The 20,395-nt window shown below is 53.6% G+C and carries 19 protein-coding genes, 2 tRNA genes and 1 pseudogene; 16 read left to right on the forward strand and 6 right to left on the reverse strand.

The window, feature by feature from the left end; translation table 11 throughout:
• The first annotated feature begins 122 nt into the window (after positions 1-122).
• From eptA to rnt, 5 genes are all read left to right on the forward strand, one after another.
• Positions 123-1,763, forward strand: coding sequence for a phosphoethanolamine transferase EptA (gene eptA, locus BH712_RS04105; protein WP_032673506.1), 1,641 nt, complete (start codon positions 123-125; stop codon positions 1,761-1,763).
• 26 nt (positions 1,764-1,789) lie between these two features.
• Positions 1,790-2,389 (forward strand): TetR/AcrR family transcriptional regulator, encoded by a 600-nt coding sequence (locus tag BH712_RS04110; protein WP_006809005.1) that lies wholly within the window; start codon positions 1,790-1,792, stop codon positions 2,387-2,389.
• Positions 2,390-2,442: 53 nt separating this feature from the next.
• Complete coding sequence (nemA, locus tag BH712_RS04115; RefSeq protein ID WP_006809006.1) at positions 2,443-3,540, forward strand: alkene reductase; 1,098 nt, start codon at positions 2,443-2,445, stop codon at positions 3,538-3,540.
• Between the two features lie 99 nt (positions 3,541-3,639).
• Positions 3,640-4,047 (forward strand): lactoylglutathione lyase, encoded by a 408-nt coding sequence (gene gloA / locus BH712_RS04120; protein ID WP_003857623.1) that lies wholly within the window; start codon positions 3,640-3,642, stop codon positions 4,045-4,047.
• 96 nt (positions 4,048-4,143) lie between these two features.
• The gene (gene rnt, locus BH712_RS04125; RefSeq protein ID WP_003857625.1) at positions 4,144-4,803 is read left to right on the forward strand and encodes a ribonuclease T; all 660 of its coding nucleotides are present in this window, start codon (positions 4,144-4,146) and stop codon (positions 4,801-4,803) included.
• A gap of 77 nt (positions 4,804-4,880) precedes the next feature.
• On the opposite strand, the gene grxD is transcribed toward rnt, so the two are convergent.
• A complete protein-coding gene (gene grxD, locus BH712_RS04130; RefSeq protein ID WP_006809007.1) occupies positions 4,881-5,228 on the reverse strand; it encodes a monothiol glutaredoxin 4 in 348 nt (115 codons plus the stop codon).
• Positions 5,229-5,566: 338 nt separating this feature from the next.
• On the opposite strand from grxD, the gene BH712_RS04135 reads away from it, so the two are divergent.
• The gene (locus tag BH712_RS04135) at positions 5,567-6,325 is read left to right on the forward strand and encodes a C40 family peptidase (RefSeq protein ID WP_032673507.1); all 759 of its coding nucleotides are present in this window, start codon (positions 5,567-5,569) and stop codon (positions 6,323-6,325) included.
• A 122-nt stretch (positions 6,326-6,447) separates the two neighbouring features.
• Positions 6,448-7,029 carry a superoxide dismutase [Fe] gene (sodB, locus tag BH712_RS04140; RefSeq protein ID WP_006809009.1) on the forward strand — a complete coding sequence of 194 codons (582 nt, stop codon included), beginning with the start codon at positions 6,448-6,450 and terminating at the stop codon, positions 7,027-7,029.
• A 37-nt stretch (positions 7,030-7,066) separates the two neighbouring features.
• Here sodB and BH712_RS04145 read toward each other — a convergent pair whose 3' ends face one another.
• Both BH712_RS04145 and cydH read right to left on the reverse strand, forming a co-directional pair.
• Positions 7,067-8,233: an MFS transporter gene (locus BH712_RS04145; protein WP_006809010.1), complete on the reverse strand. Its 1,167-nt coding sequence runs from the start codon at positions 8,231-8,233 to the stop codon at positions 7,067-7,069.
• 161 nt (positions 8,234-8,394) lie between these two features.
• Positions 8,395-8,484, reverse strand: coding sequence for a cytochrome bd-I oxidase subunit CydH (gene cydH, locus BH712_RS24515; RefSeq protein WP_003857632.1), 90 nt, complete (start codon positions 8,482-8,484; stop codon positions 8,395-8,397).
• A 297-nt stretch (positions 8,485-8,781) separates the two neighbouring features.
• Here cydH and purR point away from each other — a divergent pair, with 297 nt between their 5' ends.
• A complete protein-coding gene (purR, locus tag BH712_RS04160) occupies positions 8,782-9,807 on the forward strand; it encodes an HTH-type transcriptional repressor PurR (protein WP_006809011.1) in 1,026 nt (341 codons plus the stop codon).
• A gap of 17 nt (positions 9,808-9,824) precedes the next feature.
• On the opposite strand, the gene punR is transcribed toward purR, so the two are convergent.
• A complete protein-coding gene (punR, locus tag BH712_RS04165) occupies positions 9,825-10,736 on the reverse strand; it encodes a DNA-binding transcriptional activator PunR (RefSeq protein WP_006809012.1) in 912 nt (303 codons plus the stop codon).
• A 113-nt stretch (positions 10,737-10,849) separates the two neighbouring features.
• On the opposite strand from punR, the gene punC reads away from it, so the two are divergent.
• Positions 10,850-12,034, forward strand: a complete 1,185-nt coding sequence (punC, locus tag BH712_RS04170) for a purine nucleoside transporter PunC (RefSeq protein ID WP_006809013.1) — start codon at positions 10,850-10,852, stop codon at positions 12,032-12,034.
• Positions 12,035-12,332: 298 nt separating this feature from the next.
• Positions 12,333-13,481, forward strand: coding sequence for a cyclopropane fatty acyl phospholipid synthase (gene cfa / locus BH712_RS04175; protein WP_006809014.1), 1,149 nt, complete (start codon positions 12,333-12,335; stop codon positions 13,479-13,481).
• Positions 13,482-13,512: 31 nt separating this feature from the next.
• On the opposite strand, the gene BH712_RS04180 is transcribed toward cfa, so the two are convergent.
• Entirely contained in the window at positions 13,513-14,154 is a 642-nt protein-coding gene (locus tag BH712_RS04180) for a riboflavin synthase (RefSeq protein ID WP_006809015.1), read from the reverse strand.
• Positions 14,155-14,379: 225 nt separating this feature from the next.
• Here BH712_RS04180 and mdtK point away from each other — a divergent pair, with 225 nt between their 5' ends.
• The 6 genes and pseudogenes from mdtK to BH712_RS04220 all read left to right on the forward strand — a co-directional run bounded on the left by mdtK (position 14,380) and on the right by BH712_RS04220 (position 19,696).
• Positions 14,380-15,753: an MdtK family multidrug efflux MATE transporter gene (gene mdtK / locus BH712_RS04185; protein ID WP_006809016.1), complete on the forward strand. Its 1,374-nt coding sequence runs from the start codon at positions 14,380-14,382 to the stop codon at positions 15,751-15,753.
• A gap of 153 nt (positions 15,754-15,906) precedes the next feature.
• Positions 15,907-15,983: transfer RNA gene (locus BH712_RS04190), tRNA-Val, on the forward strand.
• Positions 15,984-15,987: 4 nt separating this feature from the next.
• Positions 15,988-16,064, forward strand: a tRNA-Val gene (locus tag BH712_RS04195).
• An 81-nt stretch (positions 16,065-16,145) separates the two neighbouring features.
• Positions 16,146-16,633 (forward strand): annotated as a pseudogene (locus tag BH712_RS04200) (DDE-type integrase/transposase/recombinase); the annotation flags it as partial.
• Between the two features lie 250 nt (positions 16,634-16,883).
• On the forward strand, positions 16,884-17,432 hold the full coding sequence (locus BH712_RS04205; protein ID WP_032673508.1) for a YagU family protein: 549 nt from the start codon (positions 16,884-16,886) through the stop codon (positions 17,430-17,432).
• A 668-nt stretch (positions 17,433-18,100) separates the two neighbouring features.
• Positions 18,101-19,696 carry an FAD-NAD(P)-binding protein gene (locus tag BH712_RS04220; RefSeq protein WP_006809020.1) on the forward strand — a complete coding sequence of 532 codons (1,596 nt, stop codon included), beginning with the start codon at positions 18,101-18,103 and terminating at the stop codon, positions 19,694-19,696.
• 26 nt (positions 19,697-19,722) lie between these two features.
• On the opposite strand, the gene BH712_RS04225 is transcribed toward BH712_RS04220, so the two are convergent.
• Positions 19,723-20,358 carry a carbonic anhydrase gene (locus BH712_RS04225; protein WP_003857662.1) on the reverse strand — a complete coding sequence of 212 codons (636 nt, stop codon included), beginning with the start codon at positions 20,356-20,358 and terminating at the stop codon, positions 19,723-19,725.
• Between the last annotated feature and the right edge of the window lie 37 nt (positions 20,359-20,395).

Below are 20,395 nucleotides of genomic sequence, written 5' to 3' on the forward strand. Positions count from 1 at the left end.
CTACAGTGAAGACCCTAAATGGCTTGCATGCAAGCAGTGTCTGCCACAAACAGGGCATTAAGGTTTCGCTAATCTTCCATTCTTATACTCGCCACATTGATATAACGAATGGTCTGGTTATCATGTGGCTCACTAAAAAGTTACACTGTAACGATATAAAATTTACGCTCGCCTGTGCACTTTTCTTCACCGTATTGAATGCACTGTTTATCCAGCGCAGCTGGTCAATCATTGCGCCTGCGCATCTGCACGATGTCCTGTTTGCTGCCAGCGTGCCGCTGGTGCTGTTCTGCGGCTGGATCATTGTTTTTAGCCTGCTGAATATTCCCTATATTCGCAAGCCGCTCATGATCGTCCTGACCATGGGATGCGCCGCCGCGACCTGGTTTATGTATACCTATGGCACGGTTATCGATCAGAACATGATTGTGAACGTGTTCGAGACGAATTCTCAGGAAGCGACTGCCCTGGTGACGCCACAGATGATCCTGTGGCTGGTTGTGGCGGGTCTGGTTCCATCGATTATTTTAGCCCTGACGCGCATTCGCACCGGAAAATGGTGGTATGCCCTGCTGACGCGCTTCGCCGCGATGCTCGGCGCGCTGCTGGTGATCATCCTGGTCGCAGCGGTGTTCTATAAAGACTATGCTTCGCTGTTCCGCAACAATAAAAGCATCGTCAAAATGGTCACCCCGGCGAATTACGTGAGCGCCGTGGTGAAGTACAGCAAAATGCGCTGGTTTGCCGGCGACCAGACCCTGGTCCGCATTGGCGAGGATGCCCATAAAGGCGCGCTGATTTCCGGTCAACACAAGAAAACCGTGCTGGTTCTGGTGGTGGGTGAAGCCTCCCGCGCCGCAAACTACTCGTTAAATGGTTACCCGCGTGAAACCAACCCCGAGCTGAAAAAGCAGGATGTCATCAACTTCCCGCAGGCCACCTCCTGCGGAACCGAAACCGCCGTCTCCGTCCCCTGCATGTTCTCTGGTATGACGCGGAAAAAATATGACGCGGACCTCGCCCACCATCAGGAAGGTCTGCTTGATGTACTTAACCACGCCGGGTTTAACCTGCTGTGGCGCGACAATGACGGCGGGTGTAAAGGGGCCTGCGACCGCGTGCCGCACACGGACATGACCCAGTGGAAGCTGGAACAATTCTGTAAAGATAAATCCTGTATCGACGACGCCGATCTCTACCGTCTGGATAACGTGCTGGACGGTCTGAAGCAGGATACGGTCCTGGTGATCCACCTGATGGGTAGCCACGGTCCGGCCTATTACAACCGTTATCCGGCCAGTTTCCGTAAGTTCACTCCAACCTGCGATACGAACGAAATCCAGGATTGCGATCACCAGTCGTTAATCAATACCTATGACAACTCGATTCTGTATACCGACAGTGTGGTCAGCAGAACCATCGACGCGCTGAAAGCCCGTCAGGCCAGCATGAACACGGCGCTGATTTACCTCTCCGATCACGGTGAGTCGCTGGGCGAAAGCGGAATTTACCTGCACGGCACGCCGTATATGCTGGCCCCGGAGCAGCAAACGCATATACCGTTTATGTTCTGGCTCTCCCCGGATTATGTGAAAAACTTCGGCGTAAACACGAACTGCCTGCGTAGCCATGCCGCAAAAGAGGCGGTTTCACAGGACAATTTATTCGCTACCGTGTTGGGGATGATGGACGTAAAATCAACGGCTTATCAACCACAGCTGGATATTCTGTCGCAATGTCGGCGTGAAGCTGGCTTGCATTAGACCGAACGGTCTATTAGAGTAAGGACATGAGCAGACACACTGAACACGATACGCGCGAACATTTACTGGCTACCGGCGAGCGCCTTTGCATGCATCGCGGGTTTACCGGGATGGGGCTGAGCGAGTTGTTAAAAACCGCTGAAGTGCCTAAGGGATCGTTTTATCACTATTTCCGATCCAAAGAGGCGTTTGGCGTCGCCATGCTGGAGCGGCACTACGCCAGCTACCATCAGCGGCTGGCAACCCATTTCGCCAGCGGTGAAGGCAACTACCGGGATCGTGTTCTGAACTACTATCAGGAGACGCTGACGCAGTTCTGTCAGCAGGGCATCATCAGCGGCTGCCTGACGGTAAAACTCTCTGCCGAAGTGTGCGATCTCTCCGAAGATATGCGCACCGCCATGGATAAAGGGGCCAGCGGCGTTATCGCCCTGTTGGCCCAGGCGCTGGAGAACGGGCGCAATGAACAAACGCTCTCCTTCTCCGGCGATCCGCTCACGCAGGCGCAGGTGCTCTATTCCCTCTGGTTAGGCGCCAACCTGCAAGCAAAAATGTCTCGCAGCGCCGTGCCGCTCGAAAGCGCGCTGGCGCATGTGAAAAACTGTATTACCGCGCCAGGCGTGTAGCTGGCGTTTTTATTTACTGTTTTACTAGTCGACTGGTCTACTCAGGAGCCATTATGTCCGCTGAAAAGCTATTTACTCCACTGAAAGTGGGTGCTGTTACTGCCCCAAACCGCGTGTTTATGGCCCCACTCACCCGTTTGCGCAGCATCGAGCCGGGCGATATTCCAACACCATTGATGGGTGAGTATTACCGTCAGCGCGCCAGCTCGGGCCTGATTATTTCTGAAGCCACGCAAATTTCTGCCCAGGCAAAAGGCTACGCCGGTGCGCCGGGTCTGCACAGCCCGGAACAGATCGCCGCGTGGAAAAAAATTACCGCAGGCGTACATGCTGAAGATGGCCGTATTGCGGTTCAGCTGTGGCATACCGGTCGTATCTCACACAGCAGCATCCAGCCTGGCGGTGAGGCACCGGTTTCTGCCTCTGCCCTGAACGCCAATACCCGCACTTCCCTGCGCGATGAAAACGGTAATGCGATCCGCGTCGACACCACCACCCCACGCGCGCTGGAGCTGGACGAGATCCCGGGTATCGTGAACGATTTCCGTCAGGCCGTCGCCAACGCCCGTGAAGCTGGCTTCGACCTGGTTGAGCTTCACTCTGCGCACGGTTACCTGCTGCATCAGTTCCTGTCCCCGTCTTCCAACCAGCGTACCGACCAGTACGGCGGCAGCGTTGAAAACCGCGCGCGTCTGGTGCTTGAAGTGGTGGATGCTGTCTGTAAAGAGTGGAGCGCAGACCGCATTGGTATTCGTGTCTCTCCGATTGGTACTTTCCAGAACGTCGACAACGGTCCGAATGAAGAAGCCGACGCGCTGTATCTGATTGAAGAGCTGGCGAAGCGCGGTATCGCGTATCTGCACATGTCCGAGCCGGACTGGGCAGGCGGCAAGCCTTACAGTGAAGCCTTCCGCCAGAAAGTGCGCGAGCGCTTCCACGGCGTGATTATCGGGGCAGGCGCGTATACGGCAGAGAAAGCCGAGGATCTGATCGGGAAAGGTCTGATCGACGCCGTGGCCTTTGGTCGCGATTACATTGCTAACCCGGATCTGGTTGCCCGTTTGCAGAAGAAAGCCGAACTGAACCCGCAGCGCCCTGAGAGCTTCTACGGTGGCGGCGCGGAAGGTTATACCGACTACCCTTCACTGTAATCCCGCTTTGTACATTGATAGCGGCGACCTTTCGCCGCTATACTAAAACATCGTTTCTGTTCAAAAAGATAATCCATTCCACTGGTTAATGAGGAAATTATGCGCCTACTTCACACCATGCTGCGCGTTGGCGACCTGCAACGTTCCATCGATTTCTACACTAACGTTCTGGGCATGAAGCTGCTGCGCACCAGCGAAAACCCGGAATATAAATACTCCCTGGCGTTCGTCGGTTACGGCCCGGAGTCTGATGAAGCAGTCATCGAGCTGACCTACAACTGGGGCGTGGACAGCTACGAGTTAGGTACGGCTTACGGCCACATCGCGCTGGAAGTGGATAACGCCGCCGAAGCCTGCGAACGCATCCGCAGCAACGGCGGTAACGTCACCCGCGAAGCCGGTCCGGTTAAAGGCGGCACTACCGTGATTGCGTTTGTGGAAGATCCGGACGGGTATAAAATCGAACTGATCGAAGCCAAAGACGCTGGTCGCGGTCTGGGCAATTGATCCCGCAGGGCGCACTATGCGCCCGTTGTTTTGCTGCATCCCCTCTCAAAATTTGCCATAATGCGCACTGCTTTTTCCCCCTTGTAAGAGACCCTGATGTCCGATAACGCTCAATTTACCGGTCTGTGCGACCGTTTTCGTGGTTTTTATCCCGTTGTCATTGATGTAGAAACAGCCGGATTTAACGCTAAAACCGATGCGCTGCTTGAGATTGCCGCCATCACGCTGAAGATGGATGAACAGGGCTGGCTTGTACCGGACACCACGCTGCATTTCCATGTTGAACCCTTCGAAGGGGCAAACTTACAGCCAGAGGCGCTGGCCTTTAACGGTATCGATCCGACCAACCCGCTGCGCGGAGCGGTAAGTGAATACGAGGCGCTGCATGCCATTTTCAAAATGGTGCGCAAAGGTATGAAAGAGAATGACTGTAGCCGCGCCATCATGGTGGCCCACAACGCTACGTTTGATCACAGCTTCACCATGGCCGCCGCCGAGCGCGCCTCGCTGAAGCGTAATCCATTCCATCCGTTTGTGACGTTCGACACCGCCGCACTAAGCGGCCTGGCGCTGGGGCAAACCGTGCTGTCCAAAGCCTGTATCACGGCGGGTATTGCGTTTGACGGTACCCAGGCGCATTCCGCGTTATACGACACCGAGCGTACGGCGGAGCTGTTCTGCGAGATCGTCAACCGCTGGAAGCGTCTGGGCGGCTGGCCGCTGCCGATGGGCGACGAGGCCGATCTTCAGTCGTAGACCGGGTAAGCGACAGCCCCACAGGACAAAAAAAGCGACCAACATACTGTGGTCGCTTTTTTATATCCGCAGAAAACTTACTCTGCGTCCGGCTCTTCGGATTTATATTTCGCCGCAGTCTCTTTGATCAGCTGTTGCAGTTCGCCGCGCTGATACATTTCAATCAGGATGTCGCATCCGCCAACCAGTTCACCATCAACCCACAGCTGCGGGAAGGTCGGCCAGTTGGCGTATTTTGGCAGCTCAGCGCGAATGTCCGGGTTTTGCAGGATATCAACGTAAGCAAAACGCTCACCACAGGCGGACAGCGCCTGAACCGCTTGCGCGGAGAAGCCGCAGCTTGGCAGCTTCGGAGAACCTTTCATGTACAGGAGAATCGGGTTTTCAGCGATCTGGCGCTGAATTTTTTCAATAGTGGTGCTCATGTCTTGCTTCCTTTAACTTCTGTTACGGCATCAGTCTGACATTGTAGCGGGTCAGGCCGACATCGGAAAATAACATTTTTGTCACGTCTAATGATTTTATCGTTTATTGCATAAAGTTGCATTGCTAATGACGTTTATCGCCAGACGCGACGCTGTTTTGCTTAAGGAGCGAACAAGAGTGCTTCACAACGGTGAATTTTTTTGCACTTGCTAACGAAACACGCGTTTTGAATGAAAAATGCTATTAACTTCTTCTGATTTTATGGATTAGAATCGACAGGTTTTGTAAATCTTACGCGGGTATGCATTGTGGCCTGCACTTATCAGGGGACTGCCCAGTGGCGCGGATAACTAAAATCTCGATGACGCTCTGTGCTTTACTGTTTACCACACTCTCATTGACGCCAGCGGCGAACGCCTCTGAACAGGCGCGGCATTCTGCCGTACAAAAAACGCATCTGGCAAAAAGCACAGAACGTAAGAAAAAAACCACCAGTAAGACAGTTAAGAAAAAAACAACCGCTCAGACCAAAAAGACCGCCTCCAGCAAAAGCAAAACTCTCCGTTCCGGCACGCACAAAACCACCCGCAAAACCGCCAGCCTGGTTAATGAAAAATGCACCGTGCGCAAAGGCCATAAAACGAAATGCGCTAAAGTGACGAAGCTGGCTGACGTGCATAAAGCGCGCATGCAGAAAGCGCAAAAAACGGCGATGAATAAACTGATGGGGCAAATTGGTAAACCGTATCGCTGGGGTGGCACCTCTCCCCGCACTGGTTTCGACTGTAGTGGGCTGGTCTATTATGCCTATAAAGATCTGGTGAAGTTCCGCATTCCGCGCACCGCCAATGAAATGTATCATCTGCGCGACGCTGCGCCTGTAAACCGTGGCGAACTGCAAAATGGCGATCTGGTGTTCTTCCGCACCCAGGGTCGCGGCACGGCCGATCACGTTGGGGTGTATGTGGGTAACGGTAAATTTATCCAGTCACCGCGCAGCGGTCAGGACATTCAGATCACCTCCCTCAGCGAAGATTACTGGGTGCGCCACTATGTGGGTGCGCGCCGCGTAATGACGCCAAAAACCATCCGCTAATCCCTGCCCTGCCGCCTCCGTGGCAGGGTAAGTTCCTCTTTTGCATACCCTTTCAATTTGCTATTCTGTCCTTGTTGTCTGTAGGGTTATTGGCAACGTATAAAACTATAAGGAGAGAAGCAATGTCGTTCGAATTACCTGCACTACCGTATGCAAAAGACGCCCTGGCCCCGCATATTTCTGCGGAAACCCTGGAGTACCATTACGGCAAGCATCACCAGACCTATGTCACCAACCTGAATAATCTGATCAAAGGTACCGATTTCGAAGGCAAAACGCTGGAAGAGATCGTGCGCAGTTCAGACGGTGGCGTATTCAACAATGCCGCTCAGGTGTGGAACCACACCTTCTACTGGCACTGCCTGGCACCGAATGCAGGCGGGGAACCTACCGGTGATCTAGCCGCAGCGATTAACGCCGCGTTCGGCAGCTTCGCGGATTTCAAAGCGAAGTTTACTGACGCCGCCGTTAAAAACTTTGGCTCCGGCTGGACCTGGCTGGTAAAAGAAGCCGATGGCAAACTGGCTATCGTATCCACCTCGAATGCGGGTACCCCTCTGACCACCCGCGCAACGCCGCTGATGACCGTGGACGTATGGGAACACGCCTATTACATTGATTACCGTAATGCGCGCCCGAACTACCTGGAACACTTCTGGGCACTGGTAAACTGGGAATTTGTTGCGAAGAACTTCGCCGCGTAAGAGACACGCAGAAGGGGCAGCCCTTCTGCGTTTTTGTTTATTCCGCCGTACACACCGCTTCAGGCTGTTTACGACCAGACATCATCACCAGCAGCAGGCCGAGTGCGGCAATGATTGCCCCCATCACCGGCACGAAGCTGTAACCCAAACCACCTGAGATGACCGCCCCGCCCGCTGCGGCCCCCAGCGCATTGCCCAGGTTAAACGCGCCGATATTAACGGACGAAGAAAGCCCCGGCGCTTCGTGTGCGACGCGCATCACGCGCATCTGCAACGGTGGCACCACGGCAAAGGTTGCGGCGCCCCACACCACCATGGCAATCGCAGCGCCCACTTCGTTACGCGCCAGCCACGGAATAGCGACCATGATGACAATCAGCAGGGTTAAGAAGCCTTTTAACGTCCCGCTGACGGAGTGGTCGGCAAATTTTCCGCCGAGATAGTTGCCAATCGAAAATCCGACGCCAATCAGCACCAGCATCGCGGTAACAAAGAGTGGCGTTGCGTGGGTAATGTCGTGCAGCACCGGGGAGATATAGGTATAAAGGGTGAACATCGCCCCCGCCCCCAGCACCGTGGTGAGCAGCGCGGAAAGCACCTGGGGACGCATCAGCACCGCCAGCTCCTTACGCACTTCCGGACGTTCTCCGGCACTCCCCTTTGGCAAAGAGAAGAACAGCGCGACCATGGCGACCACGCCCAGCACCGCGGTGGCGAGGAAAGACATACGCCAGCCGATGGCTTCTCCCAGCCAGGTGGCTGCCGGAACGCCGCCGATATTAGCGATGGTCAGGCCCATAAACATGGTGGCAACCGCACTGGCCTGCTTATGTTTTGGCACCACGCTGGCAGCAACAACCGAGCCCAGTCCGAAGAAGGCGCCATGGTTCAGGCTGGTCAGAATGCGCGAAAGCATCAGCGTGGTGTAATCAGGCGAAATCGCGGAAAGCACATTTCCGAGAGTGAAAATTGCCATCAGGAAAATCAGCGCATTGCGGCGCGCACGGTGCGAAAGCAGCAGCGTCATCAGCGGCGCGCCCACCATTACGCCGATCGCGTAGGCGCTGATTAACATACCGGCCGCAGAGATAGAGACGTCCACCCCCCGGGCGATAACAGGCAATAACCCCATTGGGGAAAATTCAGTGGTGCCAATCCCAAAAGCGCCAATCGCCAGGGCCAGCAGGGGAAAATTGATTTTCATGAATGAACTCCGGATGCCGTGTCCTGACACGACACAGAACTAAGAAGTCAAAAGCATGACATCAATCACAAAAAATGAGAAGTTAACATTTTGGCAAAAGATTTTTGCCGGAGAAGGAACAGTTGCAGAAAGAGAGGGAGAAGCGTCTCCCCCTGTGTAAATCAGTGCAGCGCAGCCGTTAATCCACCGGCGACGATTAGAGCAAGAACAACAATGGTGGTAAACAGCGAAAACTTCAGATCGGTACTCATCAATTTTTCTCCTTTTATTCACCCTACGAAAAGTGAGCTTGCTCATTTTTACACAGTTCAGGTCAAAAATCTTCCAGGATTTAAACGGATATCCACTTTACCTCTTCCCCTTTTCATCAAGATAGGACAAAATTCCACGCTAAATTTATTAGCGTACCGGCCACTGACCCCCTCCTGACGTCCTGTGTCGTTTTCCCGGCGTGTCGCAACTCATGTTTGCGTAATAAGGGTGAGAGAAGGCAAACGTTTACCTTCATATTTTTCAGGAGCTTAGGATATGGTCTGGAGTGACATTTAATGGCAACAATTAAAGACGTAGCAAAACGCGCAAACGTTTCCACTACAACCGTATCACATGTTATTAACAAAACGCGTTTTGTCGCTGAAGAAACACGTAATGCCGTCTGGGCGGCAATCAAAGAACTGCACTACTCGCCGAGTGCGGTCGCCCGTAGCCTGAAGGTTAATCACACCAAATCGATTGGCCTGCTGGCCACCAGCAGTGAAGCGGCCTACTTTGCTGAAATCATCGAAGCCGTAGAAAAAAACTGCTTCCAGAAAGGCTATACCCTGATTCTGGGCAACGCGTGGAACAACATTGAAAAACAGCGCGCTTACCTGTCGATGATGGCGCAAAAGCGCGTGGACGGCCTGCTGGTCATGTGCTCTGAATACCCGGAGTCGGTCCTTTCCATGCTGGAAGAGTATCGCCACATTCCAATGGTGGTGATGGACTGGGGCGAAGCCCGCGCAGACTTCACCGACTCCGTGATTGATAACGCCTTTGAAGGCGGTTACATGGCGGGGCGTTACCTGGTAGAACGGGGTCACCGTGAGATTGGCGTGATCCCGGGGCCGCTGGAGCGTAACACCGGTGCTGGCCGTCTGGCCGGTTTCATGAAAGCGATGGAAGAGGCGCTGATCACCGTTCCGGAAAACTGGATTGTTCAGGGCGACTTTGAGCCGGAGTCGGGCTATCGCGCCATGCAGCAGATCGTCTCCCAGCCACATCGCCCTACCGCGGTGTTCTGCGGCGGCGACATCATGGCGATGGGCGCGCTCTGCGCGGCGGATGAACTCGGCCTGCGCGTCCCGCAGGACATCTCGGTGATTGGCTATGACAACGTGCGCAACGCCCGCTTCTTTACCCCGGCGCTGACCACCATTCACCAGCCAAAAGATTCGCTGGGTGAAACGGCCTTCAATATGCTGATGGACAGGATCGTCAACAAGCGTGAACAGTCCCAGTCCATTGAAGTCCATCCGCGTCTGATTGAACGCCGTTCCGTTGCGGACGGTCCGTTCCGCGACTACCGTCGTTAATCCTGTTACGGGGTCAGCTATGCTGGCCCCCGTAACCACTCCCGGTTCAGCGTTTCGCTGTCACCAAGATAATCCAGCAGCCAGGCCATGGCGGGTGAGACGTCGTTTTGCTGCCACGTCAGACAGCACGCGGCATCCGGGAAGGGATTTTCCAGCGTCAGCGCCACCCACTCCCCCACGTCGATGCGCGGACGCGCAAAATGCACCGGCACCATGCCAACACACAGCCCCGCGCTCAGACAGGTGGCTGACGACTCCCAGTCCGGCGCGACCACGCGGCGCTGATTATCCAGCAGCCAGGTAATGCGCTTGGGCAGCGAACGGGAAGTATCTTCCAGCACCAGCGAAGGCCAGTTGCGCAAGGTGTCATCGCTCAACGGCCCTTCCAGCGCCGCCAGCGGGTGATCGCGCGCGACCACGCAGGTCCAGCTCAGCATGCCCATGTCGCGAAACGCGTAGCGCCCACCCACCGGGATCGCCTGGGTTGCACCAATCGCCATCTCTGCCCTGCCGTCCGCCAGCGCGTCCCAGACGCCGTTGAACACTTCCTGCGATACACGCAGTTCAACGTCGGAAAAATGACGATAGAAATCGACGATCATCTGCCGGGTCCGTTCCGGCTTAACGATATTATCTACCGCGATTGAGAGATGCCCGCGCCAGCCGTTGGCGATCTGCTGGCACTGCTCGCGGGTGATCTGCATTTTTTTGATAACAGACCGCCCTTCTTTCAAAAACCACGCTCCGGCAGGCGTGAGTTCTACATCGCGATGACGCCGCTCAAACAGCGGGACCGCCAGCCATGCTTCAAGCTGACGCACCGTATAGCTGATAGCCGAAGGAACGCGATGCAGCTCCTGGGCGGCACCGGTGAAGCTGCCGTTACGCGCCACGGCATCGACCACTTCAAGGGAATAATCTGACCACATCTTTTGCCTGCAAAATTTTTGAATGGACCCGCCAAATATTAGCGTTTCACAAGCCGCTTTGCACTCCCTACACTCAGCGCCAACGTACACCTGCCTCCTCAGGAGAATAAACAGTGCAACCCAGGAAAGGATTTTTAGTCTGGCTCGGCGGCTTAAGCGTGCTGGGCTTTTTGGCGACTGATATGTATCTGCCCGCCTTCGCCGCGATGCAGGAAGATTTGCAAACCCCTGCCGCCGCCATCAGCGCCAGTTTAAGCTTGTTCCTTGCTGGCTTTGCTTTTGCGCAATTACTGTGGGGGCCGCTCTCGGATCGTTTTGGCCGTAAACCTGTCTTGTTGCTGGGGCTGGCGATTTTTGCCGTAGGCTGTCTGGGCATGCTGTGGGTCCGCGATGCCGCCTGGCTACTGGCGCTGCGCTTTATTCAGGCGGTCGGCGTCTGTGCCGCAGCGGTCACCTGGCAGGCGCTGGTGACCGATTATTATCCGGCCTCGCGCACTAACCGCATTTTCGCCACCATTATGCCGCTGGTTGGCCTGTCACCGGCCCTCGCCCCGCTGCTGGGCAGCTGGATCCTGGCGCATTTCGACTGGCAGGCCATTTTTGCCACGCTCTTTGCCATCACGCTGGTGCTCATGCTGCCCGCATTCGGGCTTAAACCAGCGCATAAAAAAGAGACACATCCGGACGCGAAGCCCATTACTTTTACCTCCTTACTGCGGGCAAAAGCCTATCGCGGTAACGTGCTGATTTATGCCGCCTGCTCTGCCAGCTTCTTTGCCTGGCTGACCGGTTCGCCGTTCATTCTGCATGATATGGGCTACAGCCCGGCGGCTATCGGCCTGAGCTACGTTCCACAGACCATCGCCTTCCTGGTGGGCGGTTATGGCTGTCGCGCCGCACTGCAAAAATGGGATGGCCAGCAGATGCTGCCCTGGTTACTGGTGCTGTATGCGTTAAGCGTGATTGCGACCTGGGGCGTAGGCTTTATTCCCGGCGCCGGGCTGGCAGAAATTTTGATTCCGTTCTGCGTCATGGCAATCGCGAACGGGGCCATCTACCCTATCGTTGTGGCCCAGGCGTTGCGTCCTTTCCCGCAGGCGACAGGCCGCGCTGCCGCGCTGCAAAATACCCTGCAACTTGGCCTGTGCTTCCTGGCCAGCCTCGTGGTCTCTGCGCTGATTGCCACCCCGCTGCTCACCACCACCAGCGTGATGCTGGTTACCGTTGCGCTGGCAGGGCTGGGCTATCGCATGCAATCCTCTGCCCATCGCGCGCAGACAGAAACGTCGCACGCCTGATTGCATGGGAAATTATGTTAATAACCAGTGATTAGGTTGCTAACAATTTTCTGTTGAATCACCAAATTTTGCGGCCTATACTGAATTTGGTTCGATTAAATACGATAAATATTAAGTGTTAACGGGAGCCGGAGTGCTCCCGTTTTACCATGGAAGGCATTTCGGCAAGGGTCATCTCCCTTCCTCTGTTCTACGTCGGATATTAGCCTCACGGGCATTTACCGTGAGATTTCTCACAAACCAAAAAAGCGTCTACGCTGTTTTAAGGTTCTGATCACAGCAAGGTGATGGAGAAGCTATGAGTTCATCGTGTATAGAAGAAGTCAGCGTTCCGGACGATAACTGGTCCAGGATCGTCAGTGAACTGTTGGGACGTGCGGGCATTACGATTAATGGCGCATCCCCCTCCGATCCCCAGATCAAACATCCCGATTTTTTCAAACTCGTTTTACAGGAGGGATCGTTAGGGCTGGGTGAAAGCTATATGGACGGCTGGTGGGAGTGTGAGCGGCTGGATATGTTCTTCTCCAGCGTATTACGCGCCGGTCTTGAAAAACAGCTCCCTCGTCATTTCAAAGATACGTTACGTATCGCCTCCGCCCGCCTGTTCAATCTGCAAAGTAAAAAAAGGGCGTGGATCGTCGGTAAAGAGCATTACGACCTGGGCAACGATCTGTTCAGCCGTATGCTCGATCCTTTAATGCAGTACTCCTGCGGATACTGGAAAAAAGCGACCACCCTGGAAGAGGCGCAGCAGGACAAACTGCAACTGATCTGCGATAAATTGCAGTTACAGCCCGGTATGCGGGTGCTGGACATCGGCTGTGGCTGGGGTGGTCTTGCCTGGTTTATGGCGAAACATTTCGGCGTCAGCGTCGTCGGTGTCACCATTTCGGCTGAACAGCAGAAGATGGCGCAGGAACGCTGTCTGGGTCTGGATGTTGATATTCGGCTTCAGGACTACCGCGACCTGAACGAGCAGTTCGACCGCATTGTTTCTGTAGGCATGTTCGAGCACGTGGGGCCGAAGAACTACAAGACCTACTTCGAGGTTGCCGATCGTAACCTGAAGCCTGACGGAATTTTCCTGCTACACACCATCGGCTCTAAGCGCACCGATAACAATGTGGATCCCTGGATCAACAAATATATCTTCCCGAATGGCTGTTTACCCTCTGTTCGCCAGATAGCGAACGCCAGCGAACCGCACTTTATAGTGGAAGACTGGCATAACTTCGGTGCAGATTACGACACGACTCTGATGGCCTGGCATGAACGTTTCCAGGCTGCATGGCCTGAAATTGCCGACAACTATTCGGAACGATTCAAACGGATGTTTAGCTATTATCTCAATGCCTGTGCGGGCGCGTTCCGCGCGCGGGATATACAGCTATGGCAGGTGGTGTTTAGTCGTGGTATTGAACACGGTTTGCGTGTGGCCCGCTGAAAAATTAACCCCGGTTACCCGGGGTTATTTTTTATTCTTCTTCCACGGCCTTTATTATCGCCGCCTCTTTCGCCGCCAGCACGCGCTCAACGGTATCGACGACCGCCTGGGTCTGCGGATCGATTTCGATATTCACGCGCTGCCCCAGTTTTTTTGCGCCGAGCGTGGTACGTTGTAGCGTTTCAGGAATTAAATGTACGCAAAAACGCGTTGGCGTCACTTCACCGACGGTCAGACTAATCCCATCGATGCCAATAAATCCTTTATACAGGATGTATTTCATTAATGACGGATCCTGCACCTTAAACCAGATTTGACGGTTATTTTCCGAAGTGACGATTTTCGCCACTTCTGCGGTGGTCATAATATGGCCCGACATCAGGTGCCCGCCAATCTCATCGCTGAATTTCGCCGCCCGTTCAACGTTGACGATGTCCCCCACCACCAGCTCACCCAGGTTAGTGATGCGCAGCGTCTCTTTCATTAAATCGAAACTGATCTGGTTACCGTTAATTTCAGTCACCGTCAGGCAGCAACCGTTATGCGCTATCGACGCCCCGGTTTCAATGCCGTCGAGCATATATTCAGGCAGCTCAACCACGTGAGTACGGAAATTTGGTTTTTCATCAATGGACACCACTTTGGCTGTGCCCTGCACAATACCAGTAAACATGCTTACAGCTCCTGTTCATTCCGAACGGCGATGACACCGTATAATCCCACCACAATAACAGTTGAAAAAACAGGTTGCCAGTGATGCGCAATTTCTGGCGATTTTTTCACTAGATAATTAGTTAAACCCCGCTACAATAGCTGGCATCCCTCTGTTTTTTCTTCTTGCTGCCAGTTACGGCGGCCTTTTTAGTCTCTCAAATAACTACAATACAAAGGTGTTCACGTGCAGAAGTATATGATCGAAGCGCGTCAGTTATTGGCACTGGCAATACCGGTGATCGTCGCGCAGGTAGCCCAAACCGCAATGGGATTTGTGGATACGGTAATGGCCGGTGGTTACAGCGCCACCGATATGGCCGCCGTGGCGATCGGAACCTCAATCTGGCTCCCGGCCATACTTTTTGGTCACGGCCTGCTGCTGGCGCTGACGCCTGTCATTGCACAGCTTAATGGCTCCGGTCGACGCGACCGCGTGGCCCATCAGGTGCGCCAGGGCTTCTGGCTGGCCGGAAGTGTCTCCGTGCTGATTATGATCGTCCTGTGGAACGCCGGGTATATTATCCGCGCCATGCATAATATCGACCCGGCCCTGGCAGATAAGGCGGTCGGTTATCTGCGCGCCCTGCTTTGGGGCGCCCCCGGCTATTTGTTCTTCCAGGTGGCACGTAACCAGTGTGAAGGGCTGGCAAAAACCAAGCCGGGCATGGTGATGGGTTTTATCGGCTTGCTGGTGAATATTCCCGTGAACTATATCTTTATTTACGGTCATTTTGGCATGCCGGAACTCGGCGGCGTGGGCTGCGGCGTGGCGACGGCTGCGGTGTACTGGGTGATGTTCGGCTGTATGATCACCTACATTAAACATGCGCGATCCATGCGTGATATTCGTAACGACACCACGTTCAGCGCGCCTGACTGGACGCTCATGACCCGTCTCTTTCAGCTGGGGCTGCCCATTGCGCTGGCGCTGTTCTTCGAAGTGACGCTGTTTGCCGTCGTCGCCCTGCTGGTATCGCCGTTAGGGATTATCGATGTGGCAGGACACCAGATCGCGCTGAACTTCAGCTCTTTGATGTTCGTCCTGCCGATGTCCCTGGCAGCTGCGGTGACGATTCGCGTGGGCTTTCGACTGGGACAAGGCTCAACGCTGGATGCACAAACGGCGGCCCGCACCGGACTGGGCGTTGGCGTCTGCATGGCAGTTTGCACCGCGCTCTTTACGGTGCTGTTGCGTGAGCACATTGCCCTGCTCTATAACGACAACCCGGAAGTAGTGACCCTGGCCTCACATCTGATGCTGCTGGCCGCCATTTATCAGATCTCAGACTCCATTCAGGTGATTGGCAGCGGCGTGCTGCGTGGCTATAAAGATACGCGCTCTATCTTCTTTATCACCTTTATCGCTTACTGGGTGCTGGGCCTGCCGTGTGGGTACATTCTGGCGCTCACGGATCTGGTGGTGGATCGCATGGGACCAGCCGGATTCTGGATGGGCTTTATCATCGGCTTAACGTCAGCGGCCATTATGATGATGCTGCGCATGCGCTTCCTGCAACGTCAGCCGTCTGCGGTTATTTTGCAGCGCGCTGCACGTTAATGACACAGTAGCCGCTGGCTGGCGGCTACTTTCTCTTCACTTTGCGCGGTAATGAAGCAATCGCGTGAAATCAGAGAGAAAAATGCATTTTCCCTCTTGCCACCTTGGTGCTGTGCCGCTAATATTCGTCCCCGTTGTCACCGACAACACAATGCGTTCATAGCTCAGTTGGTTAGAGCACCACCTTGACATGGTGGGGGTCGTTGGTTCGAGTCCAATTGAACGCACCATCCTGCGTCTGTAGCTCAGTTGGTTAGAGCACCACCTTGACATGGTGGGGGTCGATGGTTCGAGTCCATTCAGACGCACCAATCTGTTTTCTCTCTGTAATTCCTCAATTTTATCCTCTGATATCCCGTGACATTGCTGACTTATAATGTCGAGCGTAGGCAGAGCGTTTTTCCTCGCATATTCGTTTGCTCTGTCGGGTTCTGGATGTCCATCCGAGTGGATTTTATTTCTGGCTTAAGCAGCCACATTCACAGCGTCACCAGACAAACCAGATGCTGACCGGGCAGATCAAACAGTTCTGGCTTGAGTCTGGCTGCTGATGAAGCGTGCCGGAATAAAAGCTCAGGTTGGGTACCGTAGCCCACGTGCACGTAAAGGCGAAGCCAGCATCGTGACACCCAACAGGCTCCAGCGGCAGTTCAATCCGGACTCACCGGATGAGCGTTGGGTGACGGACATAACCTGCATCCGAACCCACGAAGGCTGCCTGTATCTGGCCGTGGTGGTTGACCTGTTCTCCCGAAAAGTTATCGGCTGGTCAATGCAACCCCGCATGACAAAAGAGATTGTCCTGAACGCATTACTTATGGCGGTGTGGAGGCGTAATCCTCAAAAGCAGGTACGGGTTCACTCTGATCAGGGCAGTCAGTCAGATACCACCGGCTGAATATGAAAACCTATATTATCAACGGCTCAGAAGTGTCTGGACTATCCGTGGCAATTCAGTGGACGACAATACGTCGGTCACTTTTTATATAAGAAGCAAGTTAACCTTTCCAGCTCAGTAACGTTAACTTCTTTTATAACTTATTGAAATTCCTTCCTTTAATGCACTCTAAATACCCGCTGCTAAAATATAGACGATGCAATTAATAAACAAATCGCTGGAGATCTACGCTATGACAAGAAGTAAAGTGAATCTAAAAATTCTGTTCTGGGGCACTATTATTGGGGGATTTATGAGTTCCTTGATAAAGTCCGGAACTGAAGCCAATATGCCACCTCGTATCGCCGGGGAGATATCGCCACCAGCGGCCCATATAGACGCCTGGCTTGGGTGGGCAGGAATCAACTCCCATTCACTGGATTACGTTTATCAGGGCGTAACTATTCCGGGTGCAGTCATGCTATATCACTGGTTGTTCAGCTTTGCATTCGCCTTCCTCTATGTCCTCATCTCTGCATACTGGCCCAAAATCAGGTTATGGTATGGCGCTGCGTACGGGCTAATCATTACTATCGTTATGCATGGTTTCCTTATTCCTGCATTAGGCTTCAGACATCCAGCTTATTTAAATGGCGAAATCGGCTGGCTATGGAACCTTAATGGTTATGAATTATGGAGCGAAATATTAGGCCATATATGCTGGTCAGTATCGATTGAGATTTGCTTAATTGCCGTGCTGGCTTACTTCGCAAGGCCAATCAAAGGCAAATGGACCATTTGATGAAGCATGATTTATTGTGAGGTCAGCAACAATAAAATATTCCACGCAGACAGACAAAATATGCTGCGCGTAAAAGGCCTAAAGGGAGAAACTGCAAAGGAAGGGCGACAAGGGCAAAGGGGCCTGCCCGGAAAGGGGAAATATGCTGAAGTGGCTACAAAGACCATCCCAAAGCCAGCCACCTGCACCAGACACTACGCTGCCGGAGGGCTGGTAAGCACCATAATCCGCAGAACAGTTGCTGGCGACGCCCTTACGCGCCTTTTGTGAGCCTGACAAAAAGTTGTTCAAAAAGTTGGCTACCAGATTATTTTGTTACTTTACAGAAGGAATGGAATAGTTCAATGCTGGATTATTCCATCACTCACAGTTATAAAAATAAGGATATTATTGGCCCCATTATATATTTAAATATCCTAGCTCTTTTTTTAACCCCCCATCACATACAAATAATCGATAAACCTGGAACTAAACAGTCTTTCCTTTCAGAAAATCAGGCAGAATCATATCTAATCAGCCAGGGTCAATTGCCATTCACTTTCCCATAAGTTGAGGTAAGAGGGGCAAAATCCCCTCTTCTAAACGTCTTAATTTCTCCCTTCATTGAATGACTTAACCGTTCTCCTGCTACGCTTATCTTATGGTTCAGAAACGCAGGAACGCTTTCGATGAAAAAAATCGCCATTATCGGCTCAGGCCCAACAGGGATTTATACCTTTTACTCACTTCTTAGCAATGTGGCACCGCTTTCGATCACCGTGTTCGAAAAAGCAGACCAACCCGGTGTCGGCATGCCCTACAGCGACGAGGATAATTCCCGGCTGATGCTGGCGAACATCGCCAGTATCGAAATTCCGCCTGTTTTTATCACCTACCTCGACTGGCTCAAACAACAGAGTCCGGCCCATCTTGCCCGCTATAACGTCGACAGTGAGAAGCTGCATGACCGGCAATTCCTGCCGCGTATTCTGTTGGGTGAATATTTTCACGATCGGTTTCTTGCCGTCGTTGCTGAGGCGAAAAAGGCGGGCTTTCATGTCGAGGTTCATCCCAACGCTGAAGTAACAGATATTAAAGCTGATGCAGATGGCGTGGTCTTTTCAGTGAACGATGCCCCTTTCTCAAGACGGTTTGATCTGGCGGTGGTCGCCACCGGTCACGTCTGGCCTGATGAAGATGAAGCCACCCGCACCTGGTTCCCCAGCCCGTGGTCGGGGTTGATGGACGCGAAGATCCGAGCCTGTGAGGTGGGGATTATGGGTACTTCTCTCAGCGGACTGGACGCTGCGATGGCGGTTGTGATGCAACATGGTCGGTTTACCGATGAGCAGTTCGTTGTCAATAAAGGCAGCGAGGGGCTAAAAATTACGCTGATGTCCCGCACGGGCGTACTGCCGGAGGCCGATTTTTACTGCCCTATCCCTTATGAACCGCTGTCGGTGCTAACGGAGTCAGTGGCGGAAAGCGAAATCGCCAAAGGTCCGGACAGGCTGCTTGATCGCATTTTTGCGCTGATGGTGCAAGAGCTTGAGCTGGCCGATCCGCACTGGTGCCAGTCGATAGCGCTCAACACACTGACTGCCGATACCCTTCGTGATGTCTGGTTTGAGGATCGTAAAAAGCATGGTCCTTTCACCTGGGCCGAAGCGAATCTGAAGGAAGTGGAGCGCAATAAGCGTGAGAAACGCACCGTTGCCTGGCGCTATACCGTGCTTCGTCTGCATGAAGTGGTCCAGGCCATCGTCCCTTCACTCAATGAGCGTGACAGAGAACGGTTTAAATCCGGGCTGGAGCGCGTGTTTATTGATAACTATGCTGCCATTCCACCACAGTCTATTCGCCGGTTACTGGCACTACGCGAGGCAGGGATCATTAGCGTGGTCGCGCTCGGTGATGATTACGACCTGGATATCAGCAGCGATCAGACCGTCATCACCACGTCAGAAAAGCGTTACCGCTTCGACGTATTTATTGATGCGCGCGGGCAAAAACCGCTTAAAAACAAGGATATTCCCTTCCCTTCGCTGCGTAAACAGCTTGCGGAAACCGGCGATGACGTCCCGGACGTGGGAGAGGACTATACGTTGCTGGCGCCCGCATCACTGCGGGGGCGCATCGCTTTTGGGGCGATCCCCTGGCTGATGCACGATCATCCGTTTGTTCAGGGTTTGTCAGAGTGCGCTGAAATTGGTAAAGCGATGGCGAAAGCAGCAGGAAAACCGGCCTCAGCCGTGCGACGGAAGTTACCGTTCATGGAGTTTTAACAGGGCTTCCCTGCCCCGGTGTCGGATTACTCGAAGAAGACTTCCGGGTTTTCCGACAGCGATACGAATGATTTGGTGTTTTTGTCCAGGGCAAGGATTTTGCCGCTTTCAATATCATACACCCAGCCGTGCAGGCGAATGGCGTTGTTGCGCAGGCCTACCGCCACGGACGGATGGGTCTTGATGTTGCTCAGTTGCGCAAAGACGTTCTCCTGCACCATCGCATTCACTTTATCGATTGGCTTATCCCAGGTTTTTTTCTCAACGACCGCTTTTGCCGCATCGGAGTAGCGCAGCCAGTGGGAAACCGCTGGCATCGGCTCCAGATCGGCGTTGTCAGCAATCGCCTTCATCGCGCCGCAGTTGGAGTGGCCGCAAATAACGATATCAGTCACGCCCAGGGCGACAACAGCGTATTCAATGGTCGCAGAGACACCACCAGGCTCCGGCCCGAACGGCGGCACAATGTTGCCCGCGTTACGAATGACAAAGAGCTGTCCTGGCTCCTGTTGCGTAACCAGTTCCGGAACCAGACGGCTGTCGGAGCAGGAGATGAACAGCGCTTTGGGATTCTGACTGGACGCTAAACTACGAAAAAGCTCTTTACGTTGCGGGAAAATCTCTTTTTGAAAGCTGAGAAAACCTTCAATGATATGTTGCATAGCCATTTCTCTTTTATCTGTTTTAGTTTAGGTATGA

Origin of the sequence: Enterobacter hormaechei ATCC 49162 (assembly GCF_001875655.1) — a bacterium.
Taxonomy (GTDB): domain Bacteria; phylum Pseudomonadota; class Gammaproteobacteria; order Enterobacterales; family Enterobacteriaceae; genus Enterobacter; species Enterobacter hormaechei.